The sequence below is a fragment of the Streptomyces venezuelae genome (assembly GCF_008642315.1).
In the GTDB taxonomy this organism is placed as follows: domain Bacteria; phylum Actinomycetota; class Actinomycetes; order Streptomycetales; family Streptomycetaceae; genus Streptomyces; species Streptomyces venezuelae_D.
Genome location: NZ_CP029192.1, coordinates 6,389,438 through 6,412,890, shown reverse-complemented (window position 1 = coordinate 6,412,890; position 23,453 = coordinate 6,389,438). Strand labels below are relative to the sequence as shown.

Annotated in this window: 19 protein-coding genes; 12 read left to right on the top strand and 7 right to left on the bottom strand. The window is 72.7% G+C overall.

Going from position 1 to position 23,453, the window contains the following annotated elements:
- Positions 1 to 33: 33 nt before the first annotated feature.
- The 6 genes from DEJ48_RS28120 to DEJ48_RS28095 all read left to right on the top strand — a co-directional run bounded on the left by DEJ48_RS28120 (position 34) and on the right by DEJ48_RS28095 (position 5,836).
- Positions 34 to 537, top strand: a complete 504-nt coding sequence (locus tag DEJ48_RS28120) for a tetratricopeptide repeat protein (protein ID WP_150219016.1) — start codon at positions 34 to 36, stop codon at positions 535 to 537.
- A gap of 47 nt (positions 538 to 584) precedes the next feature.
- Positions 585 to 2,522 carry a hypothetical protein gene (locus DEJ48_RS28115; protein ID WP_150219015.1) on the top strand — a complete coding sequence of 646 codons (1,938 nt, stop codon included), beginning with the start codon at positions 585 to 587 and terminating at the stop codon, positions 2,520 to 2,522.
- A 58-nt stretch (positions 2,523 to 2,580) separates the two neighbouring features.
- Positions 2,581 to 3,495, top strand: a complete 915-nt coding sequence (locus DEJ48_RS28110) for a metal-dependent hydrolase (protein WP_150219014.1) — start codon at positions 2,581 to 2,583, stop codon at positions 3,493 to 3,495.
- Between the two features lies 1 nt (position 3,496).
- Entirely contained in the window at positions 3,497 to 4,567 is a 1,071-nt protein-coding gene (locus DEJ48_RS28105; protein WP_150219013.1) for a PDR/VanB family oxidoreductase, read from the top strand.
- Between the two features lie 67 nt (positions 4,568 to 4,634).
- Entirely contained in the window at positions 4,635 to 5,324 is a 690-nt protein-coding gene (locus DEJ48_RS28100; RefSeq protein ID WP_150219012.1) for a TetR/AcrR family transcriptional regulator, read from the top strand.
- Positions 5,321 to 5,836 (top strand): GNAT family N-acetyltransferase, encoded by a 516-nt coding sequence (locus tag DEJ48_RS28095; RefSeq protein WP_150219011.1) that lies wholly within the window; start codon positions 5,321 to 5,323, stop codon positions 5,834 to 5,836. Before DEJ48_RS28100 ends, DEJ48_RS28095 begins: the two co-directional genes overlap by 4 nt.
- Before the next feature lie 10 nt (positions 5,837 to 5,846).
- Here DEJ48_RS28095 and DEJ48_RS28090 read toward each other — a convergent pair whose 3' ends face one another.
- Positions 5,847 to 7,481, bottom strand: coding sequence for a fused response regulator/phosphatase (locus DEJ48_RS28090; RefSeq protein WP_150221447.1), 1,635 nt, complete (start codon positions 7,479 to 7,481; stop codon positions 5,847 to 5,849).
- 267 nt (positions 7,482 to 7,748) lie between these two features.
- On the opposite strand from DEJ48_RS28090, the gene DEJ48_RS28085 reads away from it, so the two are divergent.
- Together DEJ48_RS28085 and DEJ48_RS28080 are read left to right on the top strand one after the other, a co-directional pair.
- A complete protein-coding gene (locus DEJ48_RS28085) occupies positions 7,749 to 9,398 on the top strand; it encodes a glycoside hydrolase family 13 protein (RefSeq protein WP_150219010.1) in 1,650 nt (549 codons plus the stop codon).
- Between the two features lie 170 nt (positions 9,399 to 9,568).
- The gene (locus tag DEJ48_RS28080; RefSeq protein WP_150219009.1) at positions 9,569 to 10,432 is read left to right on the top strand and encodes a phosphatase PAP2 family protein; all 864 of its coding nucleotides are present in this window, start codon (positions 9,569 to 9,571) and stop codon (positions 10,430 to 10,432) included.
- Here the strand turns inward: DEJ48_RS28080 and DEJ48_RS40470 are convergent.
- Positions 10,425 to 11,615 (bottom strand): DUF4157 domain-containing protein, encoded by a 1,191-nt coding sequence (locus DEJ48_RS40470; protein WP_223832232.1) that lies wholly within the window; start codon positions 11,613 to 11,615, stop codon positions 10,425 to 10,427. The genes DEJ48_RS28080 and DEJ48_RS40470 overlap by 8 nt on opposite strands.
- Before the next feature lie 135 nt (positions 11,616 to 11,750).
- Positions 11,751 to 14,744 (bottom strand): bifunctional [glutamine synthetase] adenylyltransferase/[glutamine synthetase]-adenylyl-L-tyrosine phosphorylase, encoded by a 2,994-nt coding sequence (locus DEJ48_RS28070; RefSeq protein WP_150219008.1) that lies wholly within the window; start codon positions 14,742 to 14,744, stop codon positions 11,751 to 11,753.
- Positions 14,745 to 14,872: 128 nt separating this feature from the next.
- Here DEJ48_RS28070 and DEJ48_RS28065 point away from each other — a divergent pair, with 128 nt between their 5' ends.
- The gene (locus tag DEJ48_RS28065; RefSeq protein ID WP_150219007.1) at positions 14,873 to 15,310 is read left to right on the top strand and encodes a VOC family protein; all 438 of its coding nucleotides are present in this window, start codon (positions 14,873 to 14,875) and stop codon (positions 15,308 to 15,310) included.
- A 249-nt stretch (positions 15,311 to 15,559) separates the two neighbouring features.
- Here the strand turns inward: DEJ48_RS28065 and DEJ48_RS28055 are convergent, their stop codons facing one another.
- Complete coding sequence (locus DEJ48_RS28055) at positions 15,560 to 16,921, bottom strand: glutamine synthetase family protein (protein WP_055564891.1); 1,362 nt, start codon at positions 16,919 to 16,921, stop codon at positions 15,560 to 15,562.
- Positions 16,922 to 17,277: 356 nt separating this feature from the next.
- Between DEJ48_RS28055 and DEJ48_RS28050 the strand changes: the two genes are divergently transcribed.
- The gene (locus DEJ48_RS28050) at positions 17,278 to 18,495 is read left to right on the top strand and encodes a globin domain-containing protein (protein WP_150219005.1); all 1,218 of its coding nucleotides are present in this window, start codon (positions 17,278 to 17,280) and stop codon (positions 18,493 to 18,495) included.
- Between the two features lie 9 nt (positions 18,496 to 18,504).
- Here the strand turns inward: DEJ48_RS28050 and DEJ48_RS28045 are convergent, their stop codons facing one another.
- On the bottom strand, positions 18,505 to 18,951 hold the full coding sequence (locus DEJ48_RS28045; protein ID WP_150219004.1) for an RrF2 family transcriptional regulator: 447 nt from the start codon (positions 18,949 to 18,951) through the stop codon (positions 18,505 to 18,507).
- A gap of 161 nt (positions 18,952 to 19,112) precedes the next feature.
- On the opposite strand from DEJ48_RS28045, the gene DEJ48_RS28040 reads away from it, so the two are divergent.
- Together DEJ48_RS28040 and DEJ48_RS28035 are read left to right on the top strand one after the other, a co-directional pair.
- Positions 19,113 to 19,775, top strand: a complete 663-nt coding sequence (locus DEJ48_RS28040; RefSeq protein WP_150219003.1) for a DUF3105 domain-containing protein — start codon at positions 19,113 to 19,115, stop codon at positions 19,773 to 19,775.
- 49 nt (positions 19,776 to 19,824) lie between these two features.
- Positions 19,825 to 20,445 carry a DUF305 domain-containing protein gene (locus DEJ48_RS28035; protein WP_223832231.1) on the top strand — a complete coding sequence of 207 codons (621 nt, stop codon included), beginning with the start codon at positions 19,825 to 19,827 and terminating at the stop codon, positions 20,443 to 20,445.
- Positions 20,446 to 20,484: 39 nt separating this feature from the next.
- On the opposite strand, the gene DEJ48_RS28030 is transcribed toward DEJ48_RS28035, so the two are convergent.
- Positions 20,485 to 21,603: a B12-binding domain-containing protein gene (locus DEJ48_RS28030; RefSeq protein WP_150219002.1), complete on the bottom strand. Its 1,119-nt coding sequence runs from the start codon at positions 21,601 to 21,603 to the stop codon at positions 20,485 to 20,487.
- A gap of 62 nt (positions 21,604 to 21,665) precedes the next feature.
- On the bottom strand, positions 21,666 to 23,297 hold the full coding sequence (locus DEJ48_RS28025) for a PP2C family protein-serine/threonine phosphatase (RefSeq protein WP_150219001.1): 1,632 nt from the start codon (positions 23,295 to 23,297) through the stop codon (positions 21,666 to 21,668).
- Between the last annotated feature and the right edge of the window lie 156 nt (positions 23,298 to 23,453).

Below are 23,453 nucleotides of genomic sequence, written 5' to 3'. Positions count from 1 at the left end.
GACGGGCGGGGCGGGTGGTGTCAGGCTGGGGGCATGGACGCGGATTGGGAGAAGCGGGTCGCCGAGGCCTGGGAGACGCTGGACTCCTACGAGGAGGACAGGGCCGAGGAGTTCCGCGAGGTGATCGACGGGCTCGTCGCGGAGCTGCCGCACGGGCATCCCGTCGGACTCTTCGAGCGGGCCTGCGCCTTCGACTCCACCGGCCACTCGGACCGCGCCGTGCCCCTGTACCAGGAGGCCCTGGACCGCGGTCTGGACGGCTACCGCCGACGGCGCACGGCCGTCCAGCTCGCGAGTTCGCTCCGGAACGTGGGGCGGGCCGAGGAGGGCGTCGCCCTGCTCACCGCCGAACTGGAGAAGCCGGGCGACGAGTTGGACGACGCCGTGCGCGCCTGTCTCGCGCTCTGCCTCGCCGGCCTCGGCAGGGAGCGCGAAGGCCTCGCCCTCGTGCTCGAAGCCCTCGCCCCGCACCTCCCCCGCTACCAGCGCTCGATGACCGACTACGCCCGCGCACTCGTGGCGGACACCCCGGCATGAGGTGACCATCCGACGATTCGCTCGTTTTGCTGAACGTGTCGTCGAATGTGCAGTCTCCGTCGAAGTCCCCGAAGTCCAGCCGCCCCACCCCGGTGGTCGACGTGGAGCAGGCCGAGGCCGCCCTCGTCGAGCACTACCCGCGGCTCGTCCGGCTCGCCTATCTGGTGCTGCCACCGAGCCTCGGCCGCAACCGCCGGGTCCTGACCGCCCACGCCCTGACCCAGCGCGCCCTGCCGCGCAGCCGCAGGACGGGCGAGGCCGCCGTCCCCGGCCAGCGGGGAGGGGGTGGCGGCCAGGCCGGTGAGGGCGGCAGGGCGCGCGCCCTCGGCGACCCCGCCTACGCGTACATGCGGCTCCAAGTGCTGTGCGGCGCCCTCGACGCCGGCCTGCCCCTGCGGTGGAACGCCTGGCCCAAGCGGGCCCAGCTGCCGCCGCTGCTGCCCCAGGTGCGCGGGCTGCGGCTCTTCCCGCGCTCGGGCGGGGCCGACGAACTGGCGCTGGACCAGCGGCTGTCCGCCCTGTCGGGTGCCGCCCGCGCCGCCTACGTCCTGCGGGGCCTCGAAGGTCTCGACGACGCCGGGGTGTGCGCCGTGCTCGCCGCCGCGGGCTGCGAGGACCCCGAGGACGCCCTGGACGAGGCCGACGAGGTCGAGGCGCGGTACGACCTGCTGGCGTCCCCCGAGTTCGACCCCTGCTCCCTGCAGGCGCGGCCGACCGACCTGATGCGGCGCAGGCAGCACATGAAGGCCGCGGGTGTCGCGGCCGCCGCCGTCCTGGTGTGCGGGGCGCTGCTCGGGCTGCCGGGCGACGGCTGGGGGCCCGACGGCGCCGCCGCGCCGCCGTACGCACAGAACCCGGCCGGTCAAGCAGCCCTCGATCCAGAGCAGTTGACGACGGCGACCGCGACGGCGTGGAAACGTTCCGCTCGGACCGACTTCTCCGTGTGGCCCGCGCGCGGCGGCCTCGTCGGCGACAAGGAACTCCTCCGCCGCGCCCTCGCCGTCTGGGCACGCCCCGGCGAGTCCGTGCAGGTCTCCGCGACGCCGGGCACCGCCGCCGGGGCGCCGCCCGGACCCGCCCGGCTGCTCTACGCCGGGGAGGTCGACTCCGCGCGCGTGGTGCTGCTCTACGACGGACTGCGCATCGTGCGGTACGCCGAGCCGAAGGAGGGCACCGGCGGCGCGGCCCTCGACTTCGCCCGCGTGGACGGCGCGACCGGCACGGAGGCGAACGCCGTCGTCGTCGACCGCGCCGACGGCAACATCCGCTATCTGACCGCCCCGTGGATCAAGTCCGTGGGCGTGCAGGACCTGCTGAAGCCCGCCGCGAAGGCCGTCGCGCTGCGGCGGTCCGCCGACGGTGTCACCGACCCGTTCGCGGGCCCCGTGCAGACCGGCGCGTGCACGTCGTGGAACGCACTGCGGCTGCGCGACCACTCGGGCGCCGTGCGTCTCACCACCGATCTCGGCGAGCTCGTCCCCGCCCATCTGACCGCGGGCCGCCCGCAGGCCCCGCGCGAGGCCTCCCCGGCACAGTGGTCGAAGTCCGCGTGCTCCCTCGCCACGATCCGCTCGCACGGTGTCCGCTCCGTGAACTCGTGGACGTACGCCCGTCAGGCCCTGCCCGAGGCCAACGGCGCCGCCGACTGGGTCTGCACCCGCGCCGACACCTGGCGCGGCGAGGGCAGCCGGATCCTGGCCCAGTTCCAGACCGCCGACGGGCCCGCGGGCGCCGTCGCCGCCAAGGCCGAGGACTCCCCCGCGTGCGGCGACCGCGACCCGAAGGTCCTCGCGGGCGTGCTGTGGAAGTCACGGGCGGGCTCCTGGTACCTGCTCGGTGCGGGCAGCAAGAACGTCACGTCCGTCACCGGGTCCGGCGGCGAGCGCACGCCGGGCAACGTCCTCGCCGTACGGACCGAGCGGACCGCGAAGGCGCGGCTCACCGGCACGCTGGCCGACGGAACGAAGGTGACCACGCTCCGCTGACGGAACTCACCCGCGCAGACCCCTGTACCGCCGAACTACCCATCAGTACATTGACGCCATGTCTAATACGCAGAGCCGGGCGCCCGAGCCCGTCGCGTCCGAGCACATAGCGCTCAAGGCACGCAACGTCTCCTTCTCCTGGGAGAGCACCCCGCTCCACTGGCTCCCGGACGACCCGTTCACCACGCACACCATCAACGTGCTGCATCTGCTGCTGCCCGCAGGCGAGCGCTGGTTCGTGCACGTCTACAAGCAGGTGCTGCCGCTGATCCGCGACGAGAGGCTGCGTCAGGACGTCATCGGGTTCATCGGCCAGGAGGCCATGCACGCGCAGGCCCACGACGAGGTCCTGCCGCACCTCAAGGAGCAGGGCCTCGACCCGACGCCGTACACCGCGCAGGTCGACTGGCTCTTCGAGAAGCTGCTCGGCGACCGGACGCTGCCGCCCGGCAAGGCGCGCCGGTGGTGGCTGATGGAGCGCGTCGCGATCATCGCGGCCATCGAGCACTACACCGCGTTCCTCGGCAACTGGGTCCTCAACGCGAAGGAGCTGGACCGCAGGGGCGCCGACCCCACCATGCTCGACCTGCTGCGCTGGCACGGCGCGGAGGAGGTCGAGCACCGCTCGGTCGCCTTCGAGCTGTTCATGCACGTCGACGGGGGCTACCGGCGCCGGGCCAGGACGTGGGCGACGGCGTTCACCGCACTGGTCTTCCTCTGGCAGCGCGGTGCGCGGTTCTTCATGGAGAACGACCCGACGCTCGTCGACGGCCGGGCGACGTTCAAGGACTTCCACCGGAGCGGGAAGGCCGGCACTCTGCCCTCCACCGGCGACATGATCCGCTCCATCCCCCGCTACCTCAGCCGGGCCTACCACCCCTCGCAGGAGGGCAGCACCGAGCAGGCCGTCGCCTATCTCGCCTCCTCGCCCGCGGCCGTCGCCGCGCTCGCCGCCGAGAAGGGGACCGCCTGACATGCCCCGCATCCGCACCGTCGCCCTCGCCGCGGGCGTCGCCCTGCTCACCCGGCGCGCCCTGCGCCGCCGCATCGCGGTCTCCCCGCTCTGGCCGCTGCCCGCCCTGGAGGAGCCCGTCTCCGGGCGGCCGCGCTCCCGGGCGCTGCGGCTCCGCGTCGCCCGGCACGAGACGGTCGCCGAGGGAGTCGTCCAACTGCGCCTGGAGGGCGCCCGGTTGCCCGGCTGGACGCCCGGCGCCCATCTCGACCTCGTGCTGCCCTCGGGGCTCGTGCGGCAGTACTCGCTCTGCGGCGACCCCGAGGACTCCTCCTCGTACACCGTCGCGACCCGGCTGATCGCCGCGGAGCACGGCGGCAGGGGCGGCTCGCGCGAAGTGCACGGGCAGCTCGCGGAGGGCGCCGTGGTCGAGGTGCGCGGGCCGCGCAACCGTTTCCCGCTGGCCGACGCGGCGTCGTACGTCTTCGTGGCGGGCGGCATCGGGATCACGCCGATCCTGCCGATGCTGCGGGCCGTCGAGGCGGCCGGGGCGCCGTGGCGGCTGCTGTACGGCGGGCGGTCGCGGGCGTCGATGCCGTTCCTCGAAGAGGTGGAGAAGCTCGGCGGCGCCGGGCGCGGACGCGTCACCGTGGTCGCGCAGGACGAGGACGGGCTGCCGGACCTCGCCGCCTTCCTCGACGGGACGCCGTCCGGCGCCGCCGTCCACGTGTGCGGGCCCGAGGCGTTGCTGGACGCCGTCGCCGCCGTCCTGCCCGACGGCTGCTCCCTCCACGTGGAAAGGTTCACGCCACGCACGTCCGCCGACGGCAACACCGCCTTCGAGGTGGAACTGCGGCGCAGCGGCCGTACGGTGGCGGTCGCCGCGGACACCACGGTGCTCGCCGCGGTCCGCGCGGAGCTGCCCGACACTCCGTACAGCTGCCGCCAAGGCTTCTGCGGAACGTGCCAACAGCGGGTCGTGGAAGGGGAGATCGACCACCGCGACGAGCTGCTCACCGACGGCGAGCGGGCCGGTTCGATGCTCATCTGCGTCTCGCGGGCGCGTGGTGAGCGGCTCGTCCTCGACATGTGAGACGGACGCCGGGAGCGGACGCGGACCGGCCGGTGGCGGGGCCGGTTCTGCTCGGTAAGGTGTTCGCATGACAACCGGGGTGCGCCGCAGGATGGGTGTCGAGGAGCGGCGGCAGCAGTTGATCGGGGTCGCGCTCGACCTGTTCAGCCACCGCTCGCCCGACGACGTGTCCATCGACGAGATAGCAGCGGCCGCGGGCATCTCGCGTCCGCTGGTCTACCACTACTTCCCCGGCAAACTCAGCCTGTACGAGGCGGCGTTGCGCCGGGCGGCGGACGACCTGGCGGGGCGGTTCGTGGAGCCCCGCGAGGGTCCGCCCGGGGCGCGTCTGCTGCGGGTCATGGGGCGCTTCTTCGCCTTCGTCGACGATCACGGTCCCGGTTTCTCCGCGCTGATGCGGGGCGGCCCCGCGGTCGGCTCGTCGACGACGAACGCGCTGGTCGACTCGGTGCGCCAGGCGGCGTACGAGCAGGTGCTCTTCCAGCTCGACGTCACCGAGCCCTCCGCGAGACTCGAACTCGTCGTGCGGTCCTGGATCTCCCTCGCCGAGTCGACGGCGCTGATCTGGCTGGACGGCCGCCGCATCCCGCGCGCGGAGCTGGAGCTCCAACTCGTGCACGACTTCGCGGCGCTCGCCGCGGTGAGCGCCGCCTACGACGAGGGGATGGCGACGCTGCTGCGCGAGGTCCTCGCGTCGGAGCCGCCCGAAGGACCCTTCGCCGAGCTCCTGGAACGGCTTGCGACACTGGCCCCATGACAGCTCAACTGACCTTCCGCGGCGCGGACATCGGCGACGCGGCGACCCTGGCGGGCCTCTACGAAGGCGCGGTCCGCTGGATGCAGGACCACGGCATCGACCAGTGGCAGCCCGGCGCCAAGGACGCCCGGCACTTCGAGCGGGTGATCGGCTCCTCGACGGCGGAGGTGTGGCTGGCCCACGACGGGTCCGGGCCCCTCGGCGCGTACGAGCTGTGGTGGTCCGACGAGCAGGCATGGGGCGCGCAGCCGCCGGTCGCCGGGTACGTGCACCGGCTGATGACGCGGCGCGGGGCGCCCGCGGGGACGGGCCGGGCGCTGCTGCGGGACGCCGAGCGCAGGATCGCGGCGGCGGGCCGCGAGCTGAGCCGCCTGGACGTCGTGGTGACCAGCCCCCGCCTGCGCACGTACTACGAAGAGGCCGGTTACACGGTCGTCGGCGAACTCACGGACAAGCTCGCCGCGGACGGCACCCCGTACGGCGTGCTGCTCATGGAGAGGCCGCTCGGCTAGGACGCAGGCCCTAGGGGAGCTCGTCCGTGCGCAGACGCATGGCGAGGAGGGCGATGTCGTCCTCGCGGTTGTGGCCCAGGCAGGCGAGCAGGGTGTCGCAGAGGGCCGTGACGCCGAGGGGCGCTTCGGCGGCGACCGTGCGCAGGTGCTCCATGGATTCGGCGAGGTCGGTGCCGCGGGTCTCGATGAGTCCGTCGGTGACCATGAGGAACCGGTCGGTGGGGCGCAGGACCGTCTCGGTGGGCGGCGGTCTGTCCAGGCCGAGGCCGAGGAGCGGGCCCTTCGCGTCGAGGTAGGCGGCGGTGCCGTCGTCGGCGACGACCAGGGGCGGGATGTGTCCCGCGTTGGCGACGCGGATGCATCCGGTGGCGGGGTCGACGAGGGCCAGGCAGAGGGTGGCGGTCACGTCGGGGTGGTAGCGCTGCAGCATGTCGTCGAGGCGCCCGGCGAGCGAGCGCGGGTCGGGGTCCTCGACGCAGTAGGCGCGCAGCGCGTGCCGGATCTCGACCATGACGGTGGCGGCTTCCAGGGAGTGGCCGACCACGTCGCCGATGGCCGTGAGGAGTCCCTGCGAGGTGGCGAGCGACGCGTAGAAGTCGCCGCCGATCTCGGTGTCGCGGGAGGCGGGTTCGTAGCGGACGACGACTTCGGTGCCGGGGGTCTGCGGGACGTGCGCCGGCAGGAAGCTGCGCTGGAGGGTGAGGGCGATGTGGCGTTCCATCTCGTACATCAGCAGTCGTTCGGCGGCGACGGCGGTGGCGTGGGCGAGGCGTCCCACGAACCGTCCGACGCCGGGGGCGGGTCCTTTGTCGTACAAGGGCGTGGCGAGGCAGACGGGCGCGGACCCTTCGCGGGCGCGGGCCAGGGTGAGGCGGGCTCCGACGGGGTGTCCGGTGCCGTTCGCCGGTTCGGCGTGGAAGAAGCCGCGCGGCCACACGGGTGCGGGCACGACGGTCTCGCGGACGCCGACCTGCCCGGCCGTGCCGCGCTGGATGAGGCCCACCACCGTGTCGTGCGCGCCTTCGTCGGGCAGGGAGGCGGCGCTCCTGCGCCGGGACAGGCTGCGGTGGAGCTCGCCGTCGTCGGCGATGACGAAGGCCGCCGCGGGGCCGCCGGAGAGGCGGGCCGTGCCGGCCGCGGCGGCCGCGGCGAGTTCCCGGGGGCAGCGGGCGGACTGCACGTCGAGGATCGTCTCGGCGAGCCGGGTCAGGTGTCCCGCCTGGGCCTCCGCGTCGCTGCGGTGGCGTGCGCCGCGGGCCGCGGCCCGCACGACGGCCTGGATCTCCTCCGGTTCGGCGGGCACCGTCAGATAGGCGTCGCCGCCCGCGTCGAGGCCGCGGCACCGGTCGGAGGGGGCTATCCGGGCGGCGGAGAAGTGCACGACGGGCAGGGCGGCGAACGGTGGCGTCTCCTTCAGCCTGCGGCACAGTTCGAAGCCGCTCATGTCGGGCAGGCCGACGTCGACGAGCGCCACGTCCGGCAGTTCACCGGCGCGTCTGCGCACGTCGAGCTCGATGAGGGCCTCGCCCGCGGTGGCGGCGAGGACGACGCGGTGGCCGTCCCTGCGCAGGACCGCACCGAGTGCGTATCGGCTGGCGGCGACGTCGTCCACCACCAGGATCGTGCTGCCTGCCGTGGCGTTCACGCTCACGCGGGGCCCCTTTGGGGCTGGTGGGGCAGACCCCCCGCGGGCCTGCCCGATCCAATTTAGCGTTCCGGGGCGCACGGCGGGAGGTGACGCCGCTCCTGTGACCGGGATCGGTGAAGATCCAGGAACATGCCGCGTACGAAAGGACCTTGGCGATAGAATCTCCGGCCCGTGCCACGGCGCCGTCCCACCCTCGTGACCTTCGCGTTCCGCCGGGCGTTCTCACCTCGGAAGCCGACCGCCGCACCCGTCCTGAGGGACTCCATGACCCAGAACGTCACCTCCGCGCCCGCCCCCGAGTCCTCGCCCGCCGGGGAGTGGTGGCGCGACGCCGTCATCTACCAGGTCTATCCGCGCAGCTTCGCCGACGGGAACGGCGACGGCATGGGCGATCTGCCCGGCATCACGGCCCGGCTGCCGTACCTGCGCGACCTGGGCGTGGACGCCGTGTGGCTCTCCCCGTTCTACGCGTCGCCGCAGGCCGACGCCGGGTACGACGTGGCGGACTACCGCGCGGTCGACCCGATGTTCGGCACCCTCACCGACGCCGACGGCCTCATCGGCGAGGCGCACGCGCTCGGGCTGCGCGTCATCGTCGACATCGTGCCCAACCACTGCTCGGACCGGCACGAGTGGTTCGGGCAGGCGCTGCGCGAGGGCCCGGGTTCCGCGGCGCGCGACCGCTTCCTGTTCCGGCCCGGCCGGGGCGCGTGCGGTGAACTCCCGCCGAACGACTGGGAGTCCGTGTTCGGCGGCCCGGCCTGGACGCGGGTCGAGGACGGGGAGTGGTACCTCCACCTGTTCGCGCCCGAGCAGCCCGACTTCGACTGGGAGCACCCGGACGTCCACGACGAGTTCCGGTCCGTCCTGCGGTTCTGGCTCGACCTCGGCGTCGACGGGTTCCGCATCGACGTCGCGCACGGCCTGGTCAAGGCGGCGGGCCTGCCGGACATCGGCCACGCGGAGCAGGTCAAGCTGCTCGGCAAGCAGGCCGTGCCCTACTTCGACCAGGACGGCGTGCACGAGATCTACCGCGACTGGCGCCGCATCCTCGACGAGTACGGGGAGGACGCCGGGGCGCGGCGCATCGCCGTCGCCGAGGCGTGGACCCCGACGGTCGAGCGCAGCGCCCGCTATCTGCGCCGCGACGAGCTGCACCAGGCCTTCAACTTCGAGTATCTGACGACGGCGTGGGACGCGGACGCGCTGCGCGACGTCATCGACCGCTCGCTGGCCGCGATGAACGCCGTGGACGCGCCCGCCACGTGGGTGCTCTCCAACCACGACGTCGTGCGCCACGCGACGCGCTTCGCGGACGGCGACGAGGCCCGGGGGCTGCGCCGGGCGCGGGCGGCGACGCTGCTGATGCTGGCGCTGCCGGGCTCGGCGTACCTGTACCAGGGTGAGGAGCTGGGGCTGCCGGAGGTGACGGAGCTGCCGGACGAGGTGCGGCAGGACCCGGCGTTCTTCCGCGGCTCGGGGCAGGACGGCACGCGGGACGGGTGCCGGGTGCCGCTGCCGTGGTCCGGGGAGCGTGCCCCGTTCGGCTTCGGGCCGCGCGAGGGCGGTCCGAGCTGGCTGCCGCAGCCGGACGCCTGGAAGGACCTGTCGGTGGCCGCGCAGTCGGGCGATCCTGCGTCGACGCTGGAGTTCTACCGGCGGGCGCTGGCCGTGCGCCGCGCGCATCCGGCGCTCGGCGCGGGCCGCGACGTCACGTGGCTGCCGGCGCCGGAGGGCGTGCTCGCGTTCCGCCGCACGACCTCCGCCGGTTCGTTCGTGTGCACGGTCAACCTCACCGCGTCACCGGTCGCGCTGCCGACGCCCGGCACGCCCCTGCTGGCCAGCACGGAGATCGCGCCGGGCGCGGGGCGGACGGTGCTTCCGGCGGATTCGGCGGTGTGGTGGGCGGCCTGACCCGATCTCCTTGGGTTATACACGCATAAGGCTCGCCGCCCGGCCCTGCCCCATGCGCCCCCGGGGTCCCTCCAGGGGCGCGCCCTCCTTCCTGCGGCGTAGAGAATGCGGTCCGAACCCGACCAAGGGATGATCGGTCGAAGGGTGGGGATCTGGCAGACTCTGTCCCTATGGGTGAGACGACCGTGACGACACTTGAAGGCCGGGAAAGGCCCGTTTCATCACCCATCGCGGACGAGCAGAACGGCCGCAATGGGCGCAACGCGCTGCGTCGTTTCCGTCGCCTCCGAACACCCCGCCGCCCCCGTCTCTGGTTCGAGATCCTCCTCATCGGCGTCAGTTACTGGACGTATTCACTGATCCGCAACGCGGTGCCGGAGCAGAAGTCGCAGGCGCTGCGCAACGCCGACTGGATCTGGCGCGTCGAGCACGATCTGGGGATAGCGGTCGAGCAGAGCGTCAACCACACCGTCGACTCCGTGACATGGCTCATCGTCGGCATGAACTACTACTACGCGACCCTGCATTTCATCGTCACGCTCGGTGTTCTCGTCTGGCTCTTCCGCAAGCACCCGGGGAGGTACGCGGCCACGCGCCTCGTCCTCTTCGCGACGACGGCGGTCGCCCTGGTCGGCTACTACTTCTACCCACTGGCCCCGCCGCGCCTGATGAACGGCACCCACTTCATCGACACGGTGGTCGTCCACCACACGTGGGGCTCGATGGCCTCCGGCGACCTCAAGAACATGTCGAACCAGTACGCGGCGATGCCGTCGATGCACATCGGCTGGTCGCTGTGGTGCGGGCTGACGATCTTCGCCCTGGCGTCGGTGCCGTGGGCCAAGGTGCTCGGCCTGCTCTACCCCGTCGCGACGCTCGTCGTCATCGTGGCCACCGCCAACCACTTCTGGCTCGACGCGGTCGGCGGCATGATCTGCCTGGCCTTCGGCTTCGCGGTCGCGCGGCTCTGGTACGGCACGATGCCGTACGCCCTGCCGCGCGACGTGGCCGCGCCGGACCGCCTCCCTACTTGAACGACTCGTCCCCGTCCCAGTTGACGTGGACGACGTCCGGGGCGAGGCCGTGGATGACGGCGCGGCCGACGTCCCGCTTGAAGCGCTCGATCAGGTCCTCGATGCCGCTGTGCGGGTACCGGGAGTTCAGCGCCTCCAGGAGCTTGTCGTGCGGTACGTCGACGGCGTGGGCGAGCGCCTGGGTGTTGCCGGGGCGGTTGTTCCAGCCGTCGGCGTTGTTGCGTCCCACGTGGATCGACTCCTGTGCCGTGAGGCTGGACGCGCCCGCCTCGTGGATCAGGTTCTGGCCGGCCAGCGGGCGTGCCGTCAGGTGGAAGAGGGAGCCCCTGATCGACGCCGAGGAGTCACCGGTCTTGCGGTCCCGGACCTCGCCGCCGCTGGTGAGCATCACGTTGAGGTGGACGGCGAGGCGGGCGGTGGTGCCGCCCGCGGCGACGGTCACCTCCACGGGGCGGGAGATGAGGTTGTTGCCGCCGTTGTTCCGGCACTCGGACCCGAACTGGAACCCGGCGAGCGTACGGTCCTGGCCGACGATGGTGTCCAGGAGCTGGTTCCAGTCGACGCGGGGGGCCGTCTGGGTGCCGGGGGCGCGCTGCACGGCGTGCTCCTCCGCGGCCGTGTGTGCGTGCGGGGCCGCCTCCGTGTGGGCCTCGGGCGCAGGACCGGAGAGGACCCGGTGGGCGTTCGCCTCGGCCTCGCGCTCGAACCGGTCGGACGGGTCGGAGACCTTGAGGCCCGAGCCGTTGTCGGTGCCCGCGACCGGGCCCTGCCGCTGCTGGATGACGTGCGTCAGCTCGTGCGCGAGCGTGTGCCGGTCCGCGCCGCCGTCGCCGATGACGACGTGGTTGCCGGAGGTGTAGGCGCGGGCGCCCACCTCGGCCGCCGAGGCCTTCGCGGCACTGTCGTCGTGGACGCGTACGTCGGAGAAGTCCGCGCCGAGGCGCGCCTCCATGTCCGTACGGGTCCCGGTGTCGAGCGGGCGCCCGCCGCCGCTCAGCACGTCGTGCACGGAGGACCGCTGCACCGCACGCACGACGGCGGCGTTGCCCGCGCTGCGCTGCAGGGCGCGGATCTCCCGCGCGGTCATGCCGCCCTCCGCGCTCGACGGCGACTCGGCGCTGCGGGCCGGTACGCGACCGGCGCGCTCCCCGTCGGCGGGTCGGGCGGATTCACTGGCGCGCATGGGGCCTCCAGGCAGACTGACTCGAACTCTTCCTGAATACGCCATGGAGCGGCCGCCGGACCAGGGGCGCAAGGGCAGCGTTGCGGGTCTGTTGAGGCAGCGCGGACGGCTCCCGCGGACCTCGGGGCCGTACGGTCACGCCCCGTAGAACCGCTCCTCCACCACGGCCCGCGCCCTGCGCGTGATGCGCCGGTAGTCGTCCAGCATCTCGCCGACGTGGCCCGGGTCGTAGCCCAGGTACCGGGCGACCGCCGCCAGTTCACGGCCGTCGGAGGGGAACGTGTCGCCCGCCCGGCCGCGCACCAGCATGACCGCGTTGCGCACGCGCGCCGCCAGGACCCACGCCTCGTCGAGGGTCGCCGCGTCCTGCGTCGGGATCAGCTCCGCCGCGCAGGCCGCGGCCAGGGCCTCGCGGGTCCTGGTCGTGCGCAGGCCCGGTTCGGCCCAGCCGTGCTCCAGCTGCAGGAGCTGCACGGTCCACTCGACGTCGGAGAGACCGCCGCGGCCCAGCTTCGCGTTGAGGGTCGGGTCGGCGCCGCGCGGCATGCGCTCCGCCTCCATCCGGGCCTTGAGGCGGCGGATCTCGCGGACCGCGTCCTCGCCGAGGCCCTCCGCCGGGTAGCGCAGCGGGTCGACGAGGCCGATGAAGGCGCGCCCGAGCTCCTCGTCGCCCGCGACCGGTTCGGCCCGCAGCAGCGCCTGGGACTCCCAGACGAGGGACCAGCGGCGGTAGTACGCCTCGTACGAGCGCAGGGTGCGCACCAGCGGGCCGCTGCGGCCCTCCGGGCGCAGGTCGGCGTCGATGAGCAGCGGCGGGTCGGCGGAGGGGAGCTGCAGGAGTCTGCGCATCTCGGCGACGACCTTCGCCGCGGCCTTGGCCGCCTCCTGTTCGTCGGCGCCCTCGCGCGGCTCGTGCACGAAGAGGACGTCCGCGTCCGAGCCGTAGCTCAGCTCGTGGCCGCCGAAGCGGCCCATGCCGATGACGGCGAAGCGGGTGGGGAGCGTGTCGCCCCAGCCCTCGCGGACGACGGCGCGCAGCGTGCCCGCGAGGGTGGCGGCCGTCAGGTCCGACACGGCGTCGCCCACCCGGTCCACGAGCGTGCCGGGGTCGGCCTCGGCGGGGTTGTCCTCCGTGCCGTACGAGCCGATGAGGTCACCCGCGGCGGTACGGAACATCTCGCGGCGCCGCACCCCGCGCGCCACCGTCACGGCCTGCTCGGCGCCGTCCGCGCGGCGCACCGCGGCCAGTATCTCCTGCTCCAGGTGGGCGCGGCCGCGCGGTTCGAGGCCGCCCTGGTCGCCGAGGAGGGCGACGGCCTCGGGGGCGCGAAGCAGCAGGTCGGGGGCGAGGCGTCCGGCGGAGAGGACGCGGGCGAGGTTCTCCGCGGCGGCGCCCTCGTCCCGAAGGAGCCGCAGGTACCAGGGGGTCTTGCCGAGCGCGTCGGACACCTTGCGGAAGCCGAGGAGGCCCGCGTCGGGGTCGGCGGAGTCCGCGAACCAGCCGAGGAGGACCGGCAGCAGGGTGCGCTGGATGGCGGCCTTGCGGGTCACACCGGACGCCAGTGCCTCCAGGTGCCTGAGCGCCGCGCTGGGGTCCGCGTAGCCGAGTGCGACGAGGCGTTCGCGGGCCGCCTCCGTGCTCAGCCGTGCCTCGCCGGGGGCGAGCTGGGCGACGGCGTCGAGCAGCGGGCGGTAGAAGAGCTTCTCGTGCAGTCGGCGGACCACGGAGGTGTGCCGCTTCCAGGCACGGCCGAGCTCGGTGATCGGCTCGGTGCGCATGCCCAGCGAGCGGCCGATGCGCCGCAGGTCCGCGTCGTCCTCCGGCACGAGATGGGTGCGGCGCAGCTTGTACAGCTGGATGCGGTGTTCGAGGGAGCGCAGGAAGCGGTACGCGTCGTCGAGCTGGGCGGCGTCCACGCGCCCCACGTATCCGCCGGCGCCGAGCGCCTGCAGGGCGACGAGCGTCGAGCCGCTGCGGATCGACCGGTCGCTGCGGCCGTGCACCAGCTGGAGCATCTGCACGGCGAACTCGACGTCGCGCAGTCCGCCGGGGCCGAGCTTCAGCTCCCGGTCCACCTCGCCCACCGGAATGTTCTCGACGACCCTGCGCCGCATCTTCTGCACGTCGGGCACGAAGTTCTCGCGTTCGGCGGCCTGCCAGACGAGCGGCGCGAGCGCCTCGACGTACTCCTCGCCGAGCGCGAGGTCGCCCGCGACCGGACGGGCCTTCAGCAGAGCCTGGAACTCCCAGGTCTTCGCCCAGCGCTGGTAGTACGCGAGGTGGCTGGAGAGCGTGCGCACCAGGGGGCCGTTCCTGCCCTCGGGGCGGAGGTTCGCGTCGACGGGCCAGATGGTGCCCTCGGCGTTCGTCTCCGAGCAGATCCGCATCATGTGCGAGGCGATGCGGGTCGCGGCCCGCATCGCCTTGTCCTCGTCGGTGCCCTCGGTGGCCTCGCCGACGAAGATGACGTCGACGTCGGACACGTAGTTCAGCTCGTGGCCGCCGCACTTGCCCATGGCGATCACCGCGAGCCTGCACTGCGCGGCGTCCTCGGGCGCGGCCGCGCGGGCCTGGGCGAGCGCCGCCCGCAGCGTCGCCGTCGCGAGGTCCGCGAGCTCGGCCGCCGCCTCGGCGACATCGGTGGTGCCGCACACGTCGCGGGCCGCGATGGAGAGCAGGCAGCGGCGGTAGGCGACGCGCAGCGACTCGGGGTCGGCGGCGTCGGCGAGACCCCGCTCGAACTCCTCCACGCCGGGGTGCAGGTCGGCCGATTCGTAGGTGACGAGGGCACGCCAGTCCAGGGGGTGCCTGGCCAGGTGGTCGGCGAGGGCCTCCGAAGCGCCGAGCACGCCGAGGAGGCGGTCGCGCAGGGGTTTGGCGGTGACGAGGGTGTCGAGCAGCTCGCGCCGTCCGAGGTCGTCGTCCTGCGCCTCCACGAGCCGGACCAGGCCGAGGAGGGCCAGGTCGGGGTCGGCGGTGGCGCCGAGCGCGTCCAGGAGCAGCGGATCGTCGCGCAGGGCGCTCAGCGCCGGGTCGTCGAGGAGCCGCTCCGCGGCGGACGGGTCGGTGAAGCCGTGCCGCAGCAGCCGCGTGAACGTACTGCTTCGTCGCCCTTGCGGCACCGTCATGCGAGCCTCCGTTCGATCACTCCTCGGCCCGAGCCTAAGGCCTCCCCGGCGAACCGGCGCCCGGCCGCCCCGCGACACCCTGCACGCGACGGCTGACAGGGGCTCAACTCACTGGTGTACTGCGGGCCATGGAATACACACTCGAAGTGATCCCGCTGCCCGTCAGTGACATCGACCGGGCGAAGGAGTTCTACAGCGACAAGCTGGGCTTCCACGTCGACATCGACACGGAGGTGATGCCGGGCATGCGCATCGTCCAGCTGACCCCGCCGGGGTCGGGCTGTTCGATCGCGCTTGCGGGCGACGCGCTCTGGGAGTCGATGGCGGGCCCGAGACCGCCCGTCGGCTCCTACCAGGGCCTGCAGCTGTGCGTCGCCGACGCCAAGGCCGCGCACGCCGAGCTGGTCGCTCGCGGCCTCGACGTCTCCGAGCCGGTGCAGCACGCGCCGCAGGACGGCGGCACGTTCATGTACTTCAGCGACCCGGACGGCAACGGCTGGGCCATCCAGGAGTACCGGGTGCGGGCGACTACGCCGCTGCGTGAGGCGATCACCGCGCAGGACTGACGCCGACGGCGAGGATCTGCGGCGCGATGTTCTTGATCATGGTGTTGGTCCAGCGCATCTGCCGCAGCGTCCTCGGGTGGCACTCCGTGGCCAGGACGAGAAGCGCCTCGTCGCGGGCGAGTACCGGGGCGGGCGTGTCCTCATCTGCGGGTTCCGGCCCGACCCCGGCGTCCGCCGGCCTCCGCGCGTGCTCCTTGGCGCAGCGCGGCCGCGGCCGGCGGTCGCACCCCCAACGGCGGGGTCGCTCCCCTACAGAACCGGCAGGTTCTTGCGGAGCTCGAAGGCCGTCACCTCGGAGCGGTACTCCTCCCACTCCTGCTTCTTGTTGCGCAGGAAGAAGTCGTAGACGTGCTCGCCGAGGGTCTCGGCGACCAGTTCGGACTTCTCCATGAGCGCGATCGCCTCGCCCAGGTTCTGCGGGAGCGGTTCGATGCCCAGCGCGCGGCGCTCGGCGTCGCGCAGCGCCCATACGTCGTCGTCGGCGCCCGGCGGCAGCTCGTACCCCTCCTCGATGCCCTTGAGTCCGGCGGCGAGCAGCACCGCGTACGTCAGGTAGGGGTTGGCGCCCGAGTCGATCGAGCGGACCTCGACGCGCGCGGAACCCGTCTTGCCGGGCTTGTACATCGGGACGCGGATCAACGCGGAGCGGTTGTTGTGGCCCCAGCAGATGTACGAGGGTGCCTCGCCGCCCGCGCCCGCGGTGCGCTCGGAGCCGCCCCAGATGCGCTTGTACGAGTTCACCCACTGGTTGGTGACCGCGGAGATCTCCGCGGCGTGCCGCAGCAGGCCCGCGATGAAGGAGCGGCCGACCTTGGAGAGTTGGTACTCGGCACCGGACTCGTAGAACGCGTTGCGGTCCCCCTCGAAGAGGGAGAGGTGGGTGTGCATGCCGGAGCCGGGGTGCTCGGAGAACGGTTTCGGCATGAAGGTGGCCTGCACCCCCTGTTCCAGGGCGACCTGCTTCATGACCAGGCGGAACGTCATGATGTTGTCGGCCGTGGAGAGCGCGTCGGCGTAGCGGAGGTCGATCTCCTGCTGACCGGGGGCGCCCTCGTGGTGGCTGAACTCCACGGAGATGCCCATGGATTCGAGCATCGTGATGGCCTGGCGGCGGAAGTCCATGCCCACGTTCTGCGGGGTGTGGTCGAAGTAGCCGGAGTTGTCGGCGGGGGTGGGCCGCGAGCCGTCCAGCGGCTTGTCCTTCAGCAGGAAGAACTCGATCTCGGGGTGGGTGTAGAAGGTGAAGCCCAGGTCGGAGGTCTTGGCGAGGGCGCGCTTCAGCACGTAGCGCGGGTCCGCGAAGGACGGTGAGCCGTCCGGCATCAGGATGTCGCAGAACATGCGGGCCGTGCCGGGGGCCTCAGCGCGCCAGGGCAGCACCTGGAAGGTCGAGGGGTCCGGCTTGGCGATCATGTCCGACTCGTACACCCGGGCGAAGCCCTCGATGGCCGAGCCGTCGAAGCCGATGCCCTCGTCGAAGGCCTGTTCCAGTTCGGCCGGGGCCACGGCCACCGACTTGAGGAAGCCGAGGACGTCCGTGAACCACAGGCGCACGAACCGGATGTCGCGCTCCTCCAACGTACGGAGCACGAATTCCTGCTGCTTGTTCATCTTCCGCTTCCACCCATCCTTGCTGGTCAGGCCACCTGCATTCGCGCCCCGGGACACACCGGGCACACGAGCATCCCACTCCTTGGTTTCGTGCGCGTTGCGGGCCCCGTGCCGCGGCGTTCGAGCCGTTTCTCTTGCCGCTCTGTGCCCATAGTGCCTGCTGCGCCGGTCGGCCGTAACGGTGGCGGGTCCCGGCGCCGTGTCCGGCCCCTTGCCGGCCCGTCATCCGTACCCCCGTCGCTATAACTTGCATATCAGATGCTAATTTGAGGATCGAAACAGACAAGGGGGGCGCAACCCTCCCTTACCGAGCCCTGCCCACGCCCTGCTCGTCACCAGGCACTGAGGAGCCCACGTTGCTGTCAGAACAGTCGGCCGCGACCGTCCGCGCCACGCTTCCCGTCGTCGGAGCGGCGATCGGCGAGATCACCGAGCGCTTCTACGACCGGCTCTTCACGGCCCGTCCCGAGCTGCTCAGGGACCTCTTCAACCGAGGCAACCAGGCCGCGGGGACACAGCGGCAGGCCCTGGCCGGCTCCATCGCCGCGTTCGCGACGCACCTGGTGGAGCACCCCGACGAGCGGCCCGACGTGATGCTGAACCGCATCGCGCACAAGCACGCCTCGCTCGGCGTGGCCCCCGACCAGTACGAGACGGTGCACCGTCACCTCTTCGCCGCCATCGTCGAGGTGCTCGGCGACGCGTTCACGCCCGAGACCGCCGCAGCCTGGGACGACGTCTACTGGCTCATGGCCAACGCCCTCATCGCCATCGAGGCCCGCCTCTACGCCGGGCAGGGCGTCACGGCGGGCGAGGACACGTGGCGTGCGTGGGAGGTCGTCGGGCGCGTGGAGGAGACGGCGGACGTCGCCACGTTCCGGCTGCGGCCCGTCGACGGGGCGCCGGCACCGGGCTTCCGGCCGGGGCAGTACGTGTCCGTGCAGGTGCAACTCAAGGACGGGGCCCGGCAGATACGGCAGTACAGCCTCACCGGGGCGGGCCGCGGCGGGTCCGAGGTGCGGCAGATCTGTGTGAAGAGGGTGCGGGGTGAGGCGGGGGCGCCCGAGGGCGAGGTCTCGAACCACCTGCACGCGCGCGTGCGGGAGGGCGACGTCCTCCGTGTCTCTCCGCCGTACGGCGATCTCGCTCTCGGCGAGACGGACGCGGACGTTCCACTGCTGCTCGCCTCCGCGGGGATCGGCGTCACTCCGATGATCGCCATGCTGGAGCAGCTGGCCGCGTCGGGGCACCGGGCGCCCGTCACCGTCGTCCACGCCGACCGCTCCCCCGCGGCGCACGCGCTGCGGGCCGACCACGAGGCGTACACCGCCAAACTCCCGGACGGCTCGGCGTACTTCTTCTACGAGCGGCCGGAGGCGGGCCACCCCGCGGAGCTCACGGGGTACGCCGATCTCGCGGCCCTGCCGCCGATCCCGGCCGGCACGCGCGCGTACCTGTGCGGTCCGCTGCCGTTCATGCGGGCGGTGCGTTTCCAGCTGATCGAGCGCAAAGTCGCCGCGGCCGACGTCCACTACGAGGTGTTCGGGCCCGACCTGTGGCTGGCCCGGAGCTGACCCGGCCCTTCAGTCGGTGGGGCGGGTCGTGATGCCCAGGAGGAGCGGGCCCGTCGGGCTCGCGACGATGTCCGCCACCGTCAGGGGGTCCAGCGACGCGTAGAAGGCCTCCTGCGCCCTGCGCAGCGCGTCACGCAGGCGGCATGCCGAGTTCAGCGGACACGGCGTGCCGCTCTCGCAGTCCACGACGTCGCCCGTGCCCTCGAAGGACCGCACCAGCGCGCCGACCGACGCCCCGCGCCCCGCCTCGGTCAGCGCGAGGCCGCCGCCCCTGCCCCGGCGGGCCTCGAGGAGACCCATCTTCTGGAGCTCGGCGACGACCTTCGTCTCGTGGGTGTACGGCACCGCCATGTCGGCCGCCACTTCACGCGTCGTGGGGGCGGGGTCCGCGCCGTCCACCACGGCGAGGCGCATGAGGGTGCGCAGTGCCAGGTCGGTGGAGCGCATGAGCCGCATACGGTCGAGCGTAGGGAATGCGCGGCGGTGGCTCAAATTGCTCCGTCACGCCGGTCGGCGGACGGAGTCGGGAGGACGCTCTGTAGTACGGGCCTCCCTCCGATTACGATCAGCGGACTCGTTCGTCGTCCCGTCCGTCCCTTTCCGCAGAAGGACACACCATGGGTTCCGCCAAGAACACGAGCAACGCTTCCCGCAAGGCCCGGATAGAGGAGATGCGCCGGGCGGAGCGCGCACGCGACCGCCGGGGCCGGGCCCTGACGATCACGGTCAGCGCGGTCGTCGTCGCGGCGCTCGGCGTGGGCGGCTACTTCCTCGTCGACAAGGCCTCCGACGACTCCGGCTCGGACTCGAAGAGCGCGCAGGACTGGCCGAAGTACAAGGTCTCCGCGGACGGCGAGAAGAGCTGGGGCAAGCTCGGCCGTACGCACGTCACGAAGACCGTGGACTATCCGATGACGCCGCCCGTCGGCGGGGACCACAATCAGGTCTGGATGAACTGCAACGGCGACGTCTACAAGAAGGAGATCCCGGAGATGAACGCCGTGCACTCCCTGGAGCACGGCGCCGTATGGGTCACCTACAACGACAAGGCGGAGCCGGCCGACCTGAAGAAGCTGGAAGCGAAGGTCAAGGCCACGCCGTACTCGCTGATGAGCCCCGTGAAGGACCAGAAGGACCCCGTCATGCTGACCGCGTGGGCGCACCAGCGGACCGTCACGGGCGCGGACGACCCGAAGGTCAAGGAGTTCTTCTCCACCTACGTCCAGGGCAAGCAGACGCCGGAGCCGGGGGCGGCGTGCACGAACGGTCTCGGGCAGTGAGTGCGGTGAACGCGGTGAGCGGAGCGGGCGCGGTGAGGCGGGGGTCGGCGTGAGGCGGCGTACGAACTGGATCGTCGGGGCGGTCGTGGCCGCGGTCGTCGCCGGGGGCGGGATCACGGCGGCGGTGGCCGCGACGGACTCCGACTCGGGCGGCTCGCCCGCGACTTCGTCGGCGGACGCGGGGTTCGCCCGCGACATGGCGGTCCACCACCAGCAGGCGGTGGAGATGTCGTACATCGTGCGGGACCGGACCGATGACGAGGACGTACGGCGTCTCGCGTACGACATCGCCCAGACCCAGGCCAACCAGCGCGGGATGCTGCTCGGCTGGCTGGACCTGTGGGAGCTGCCGAAGGTGCCGGAAGGGGCGCCGATGGAGTGGATGGGCATGGGCGACATGCCGCCGGGCGAGGACGGCGCGCTGATGCCGGGGATGGCCACGGGGGCGGAGCTGAAGCGGCTGGGTGGACTCAGCGGCAAGAAGGCGGAGATCCTCTACCTGCAACTGATGACGCGGCACCACCGGGGCGGGGTGCATATGGCGCAGGGCTGCGTGGACCGCTGCGAGGTGTCCGCGGAGCGGAGGCTGGCGCGGGGGATGGTGGAGTCGCAGGAGTCGGAGATCGAGCTGATGTCGTCGATGCTGAAGGAGCGGGGCGCGAAGCCGTAGGGCCCATCCCGCCGCACGCGCCGTGCGACCGGTGAGGGATCAGGTGGGCCTCGCGGACCGGGGCGGATCGAGGAGGCGGCGGGCGGCGGCGAGGACGCCGACCGCGCGGGGGAAGTCCTTGAGCCGGTTCAGCAGCGAATCGAGGGCGGGAAGCAGGCACCACGGCGGGACGTCACGGGCCGCCAGAATGTCCGCGGTCCACACGATGAACCTCGTGAACAGGTCGGGGTCGTCCACGTACAGGGCCGTGGCGAGGTGATTGACGATGTGGTCGATGTCCTCGACGGTCCGCTCCCGCTGGTACTCGCTGTACCCGCGCATGTCGGGAAAGCCCTCCTCGACGTCGGCGAGGGCCTGCTTGACCAGCTGCAGTCTGGTGCGGCAGACCATGGTGTACTCCTGGTCGGCCAGGTGGGGCAGGTCCAGATCGGGCGGGCGGGCCGTCTGCGGGGGCGGTGTGGGACTCCGGTCCAGGAGGGCGGCCGCACCGCGCGCGTCCTCGGCCCATTCGGCCCGCATCATCCGGGCGTAGCGCCCCCGCGGTCCGAAGGCGGCGCCTCCGGCGAGCACGCGGACACCGGCACCCTGGCAGGAGCTGATCGCGTTGTGGGCGCCGGGCAGCAGCGTGGGGATCGACGAGGACAGCAGCACCGCCTGGGCACGCGTGCTGCGCGCGTGCGCGACCACGTGCTCGGTGGGGACCTGCGCCCCGAGATGGTCGACCCGCCAGCCCCGCAGCCGCAGCACTTCGCTGACCAGCCGCGCGGGCAGGGCGTGCCACTCGCCGCCGACGCACGACACCAGGACCCGCCCCAGGGGCGGAGCGGCGAGCACGGGCGCGGCGCTGTCGGCGACGGCCGCCACGCACCGCTCGCTGATCACCGTGGCGGCGTGTTCCTGCGCCACCGTGATCTCGTCGGCCGCCCACGCGTGGCCCAGCCGCTCCTGGGACGGGGCGATCAGTTCGAGCAGGACGTGTTCGCCCGCGGCCCGCGTCCGTTCGTCGGAGGAGGTGCCCGAAGTCCCCTGCGCCGATCGCGCCGCGGCGAGTGCGCTGCGCACGAGGGCGACGGCGCGATCCTCCTCCCCCTCGCAGAGTGCCTCCCACAACTGCTCACGCGGCTCGGCCAGTTCAAGGGGTTCTGTGCCACGGTTCACCCTTATCGCCTTTCCTCGTTGTCTCTGTCGGCGTTGTCTCTGCCGGCGTCGTCTCTGTCGGCTCAGTCGCTTCTGCCGGCTCGGCCGTCCCTGGGCGCTCCGATCGCCACGACGGCCATGTCGTCGTGCGGGCCCTGCCCCACCCACTGGGCGACGACCATCTGCACCCGTTCGGTGAGCGCTTCCACCGGCATCCCGGCGCACCGGGTCAGCTCGGAGCGCAGCCTGTCCTCACCGAACATCACGTCACCCAGCGGTCCTCCGCGCGCCTCGGTGATCCCGTCGGAGTACAGCAGGCAGGTCTCACCCGGCTCCAGGCGGACTTCGGCGGTCCTGAGCTCGAGGTCGGCGATGGCGCCGATGAGCGTGCCGCGGGTCCGGACCTCCTCCACCCGGCCGTCGGAGCACACGACGAAGGGGACGGGATGGCCCGCGCTGGAGACGCGCAGCCGCACCCGCGCGCCCTCGCGCACGGCGGAGACCAGGACCAGGGTCACGAAGGGGGTCCGCTCCCAGGACAGCAGCGCCCGGTTGAGGAGGGCCAGCAGACGGGTGTGGTCGTCGGCGAACGGAACCAGCGCCTGCAGCGCGCTGCGTATCCTCCCGGCGGTGACGGCGGCCTCCAGCCCCTTGCCGCACACGTCACCCAGCACCGCGACGGTCTCCGCATCGGGTGTGCCGGCGGGGAACGTGTCGTAGAAGTCACCGCCGATGTGCTCGTCCGGGGCCGAGGCGCGGTACCGGCCGGAGAGGCAGATGCCGTGCACCGGGCCGAGTGCCGGTGGCAACAGGTCGCGCGTCAGCACATCGGTGCAGTACGCCTGGCGGGCGTGGCTGCGGGCCACGGACAGGGCGGCGCCCACCCGCGCGGCGAAGAGCTGCGCGAAGGACTCCTCGGCGGGGGTGAACGGCGCCTCGCCCCGGTGCCGGAGCAGGACGATGCATCCGGCGGGCGCGCCGTGCCCGGGCAGGGGCGCCACGACGACCGAGCCGATGTCGGCGGCGCCACCCGGGAACCCCTCGGGCACGGCCCATGCGGGCACGTCGTGAGGGTCGATCCAGCGCGAGGACACCGCGGGGAGCCCCGTCAACGCCTCTGCCAGGCCTGGCAGTTGCTCCGGGTCCATGGCGATCCGCTCCCGTACCACGGGCCCGTCGGCGGCACAGCGCGCCACCGGGTGTCCGCTCCGGTCGCCCGGTCCGACGAGGACCGCCGCGTCCGCCAGATGCCGGGCCGCCTGCCGCACGGCCGTCTCCGCGCAGCGCCCGACGTCGAGCGAGGCGAGCAGTTCCGAGGAGAGCTCCTGGAGCAGGCCCGCACGCGAGCGCTCGCGCGCCAACTCCTTGGCGGCACCGGCCCGGGCGCTACCGGCGATCAGCCACCAGGTCGTCGCGCCGCCCGCGCCCGGCCCCGCCAGTGCCGTCACGCGCCGCCCGCCGATCCTGCCGCCCGCCCAGGCCGGCGCCTGCTCGGCCGTGTCGCCGGTGTGCCGCACATGCGCCTCGACCAGCCAGGCGGGCGCGACATCGCTCAGCGGGACGCCGACAGCGATGCGCGAGAGCAGCACGGCGGCCTGCTTGTTGTGGACCAGGATGATGCCCGCCGCGTCCACGGTCAGCGCCGGGTACGGGGCACCGGGCCGCGCGGCGGGTCCTGCACCACAAGAGCTCGTCTGCTCGGGCAAAGAAGCCATCGCTTGGAGCCCGCTGACGCGGGTTCCCACCACCCATCCAGTCGGAGGCAGATGGCTCCCACGTTACCGAAGGCATATGACTACCGACCGTACTTCTCCGTACCTCGGACAACCTCCTTGCGGCTGTTGAATAATCCGCCCCGCAGTTCCGCTGCG

What these genes read in the sequence shown, in the direction of transcription:
- DEJ48_RS28120 (WP_150219016.1), top strand. Translation starts at nt 34, where the DNA reads ATGGACGCGGATTGGGAGAAGCGGGTCGCCGAGGCCTGGGAGACGCTG.
- DEJ48_RS28110 (WP_150219014.1), top strand. Translation starts at nt 2,581, where the DNA reads ATGTCTAATACGCAGAGCCGGGCGCCCGAGCCCGTCGCGTCCGAGCAC.
- DEJ48_RS28105 (WP_150219013.1), top strand. Translation starts at nt 3,497, where the DNA reads ATGCCCCGCATCCGCACCGTCGCCCTCGCCGCGGGCGTCGCCCTGCTC.
- DEJ48_RS28100 (WP_150219012.1), top strand. Translation starts at nt 4,635, where the DNA reads ATGACAACCGGGGTGCGCCGCAGGATGGGTGTCGAGGAGCGGCGGCAG.
- DEJ48_RS28095 (WP_150219011.1), top strand. Translation starts at nt 5,321, where the DNA reads ATGACAGCTCAACTGACCTTCCGCGGCGCGGACATCGGCGACGCGGCG.
- DEJ48_RS28085 (WP_150219010.1), top strand. Translation starts at nt 7,749, where the DNA reads ATGACCCAGAACGTCACCTCCGCGCCCGCCCCCGAGTCCTCGCCCGCC.
- DEJ48_RS28080 (WP_150219009.1), top strand. Translation starts at nt 9,569, where the DNA reads ATGGGTGAGACGACCGTGACGACACTTGAAGGCCGGGAAAGGCCCGTT.
- DEJ48_RS40470 (WP_223832232.1), bottom strand. Translation starts at nt 11,615, where the DNA reads ATGCGCGCCAGTGAATCCGCCCGACCCGCCGACGGGGAGCGCGCCGGT.
- DEJ48_RS28070 (WP_150219008.1), bottom strand. Translation starts at nt 14,744, where the DNA reads ATGACGGTGCCGCAAGGGCGACGAAGCAGTACGTTCACGCGGCTGCTG.
- DEJ48_RS28065 (WP_150219007.1), top strand. Translation starts at nt 14,873, where the DNA reads ATGGAATACACACTCGAAGTGATCCCGCTGCCCGTCAGTGACATCGAC.
- DEJ48_RS28055 (WP_055564891.1), bottom strand. Translation starts at nt 16,921, where the DNA reads ATGAACAAGCAGCAGGAATTCGTGCTCCGTACGTTGGAGGAGCGCGAC.
- DEJ48_RS28045 (WP_150219004.1), bottom strand. Translation starts at nt 18,951, where the DNA reads ATGCGGCTCATGCGCTCCACCGACCTGGCACTGCGCACCCTCATGCGC.
- DEJ48_RS28040 (WP_150219003.1), top strand. Translation starts at nt 19,113, where the DNA reads ATGGGTTCCGCCAAGAACACGAGCAACGCTTCCCGCAAGGCCCGGATA.
- DEJ48_RS28025 (WP_150219001.1), bottom strand. Translation starts at nt 23,297, where the DNA reads ATGGCTTCTTTGCCCGAGCAGACGAGCTCTTGTGGTGCAGGACCCGCC.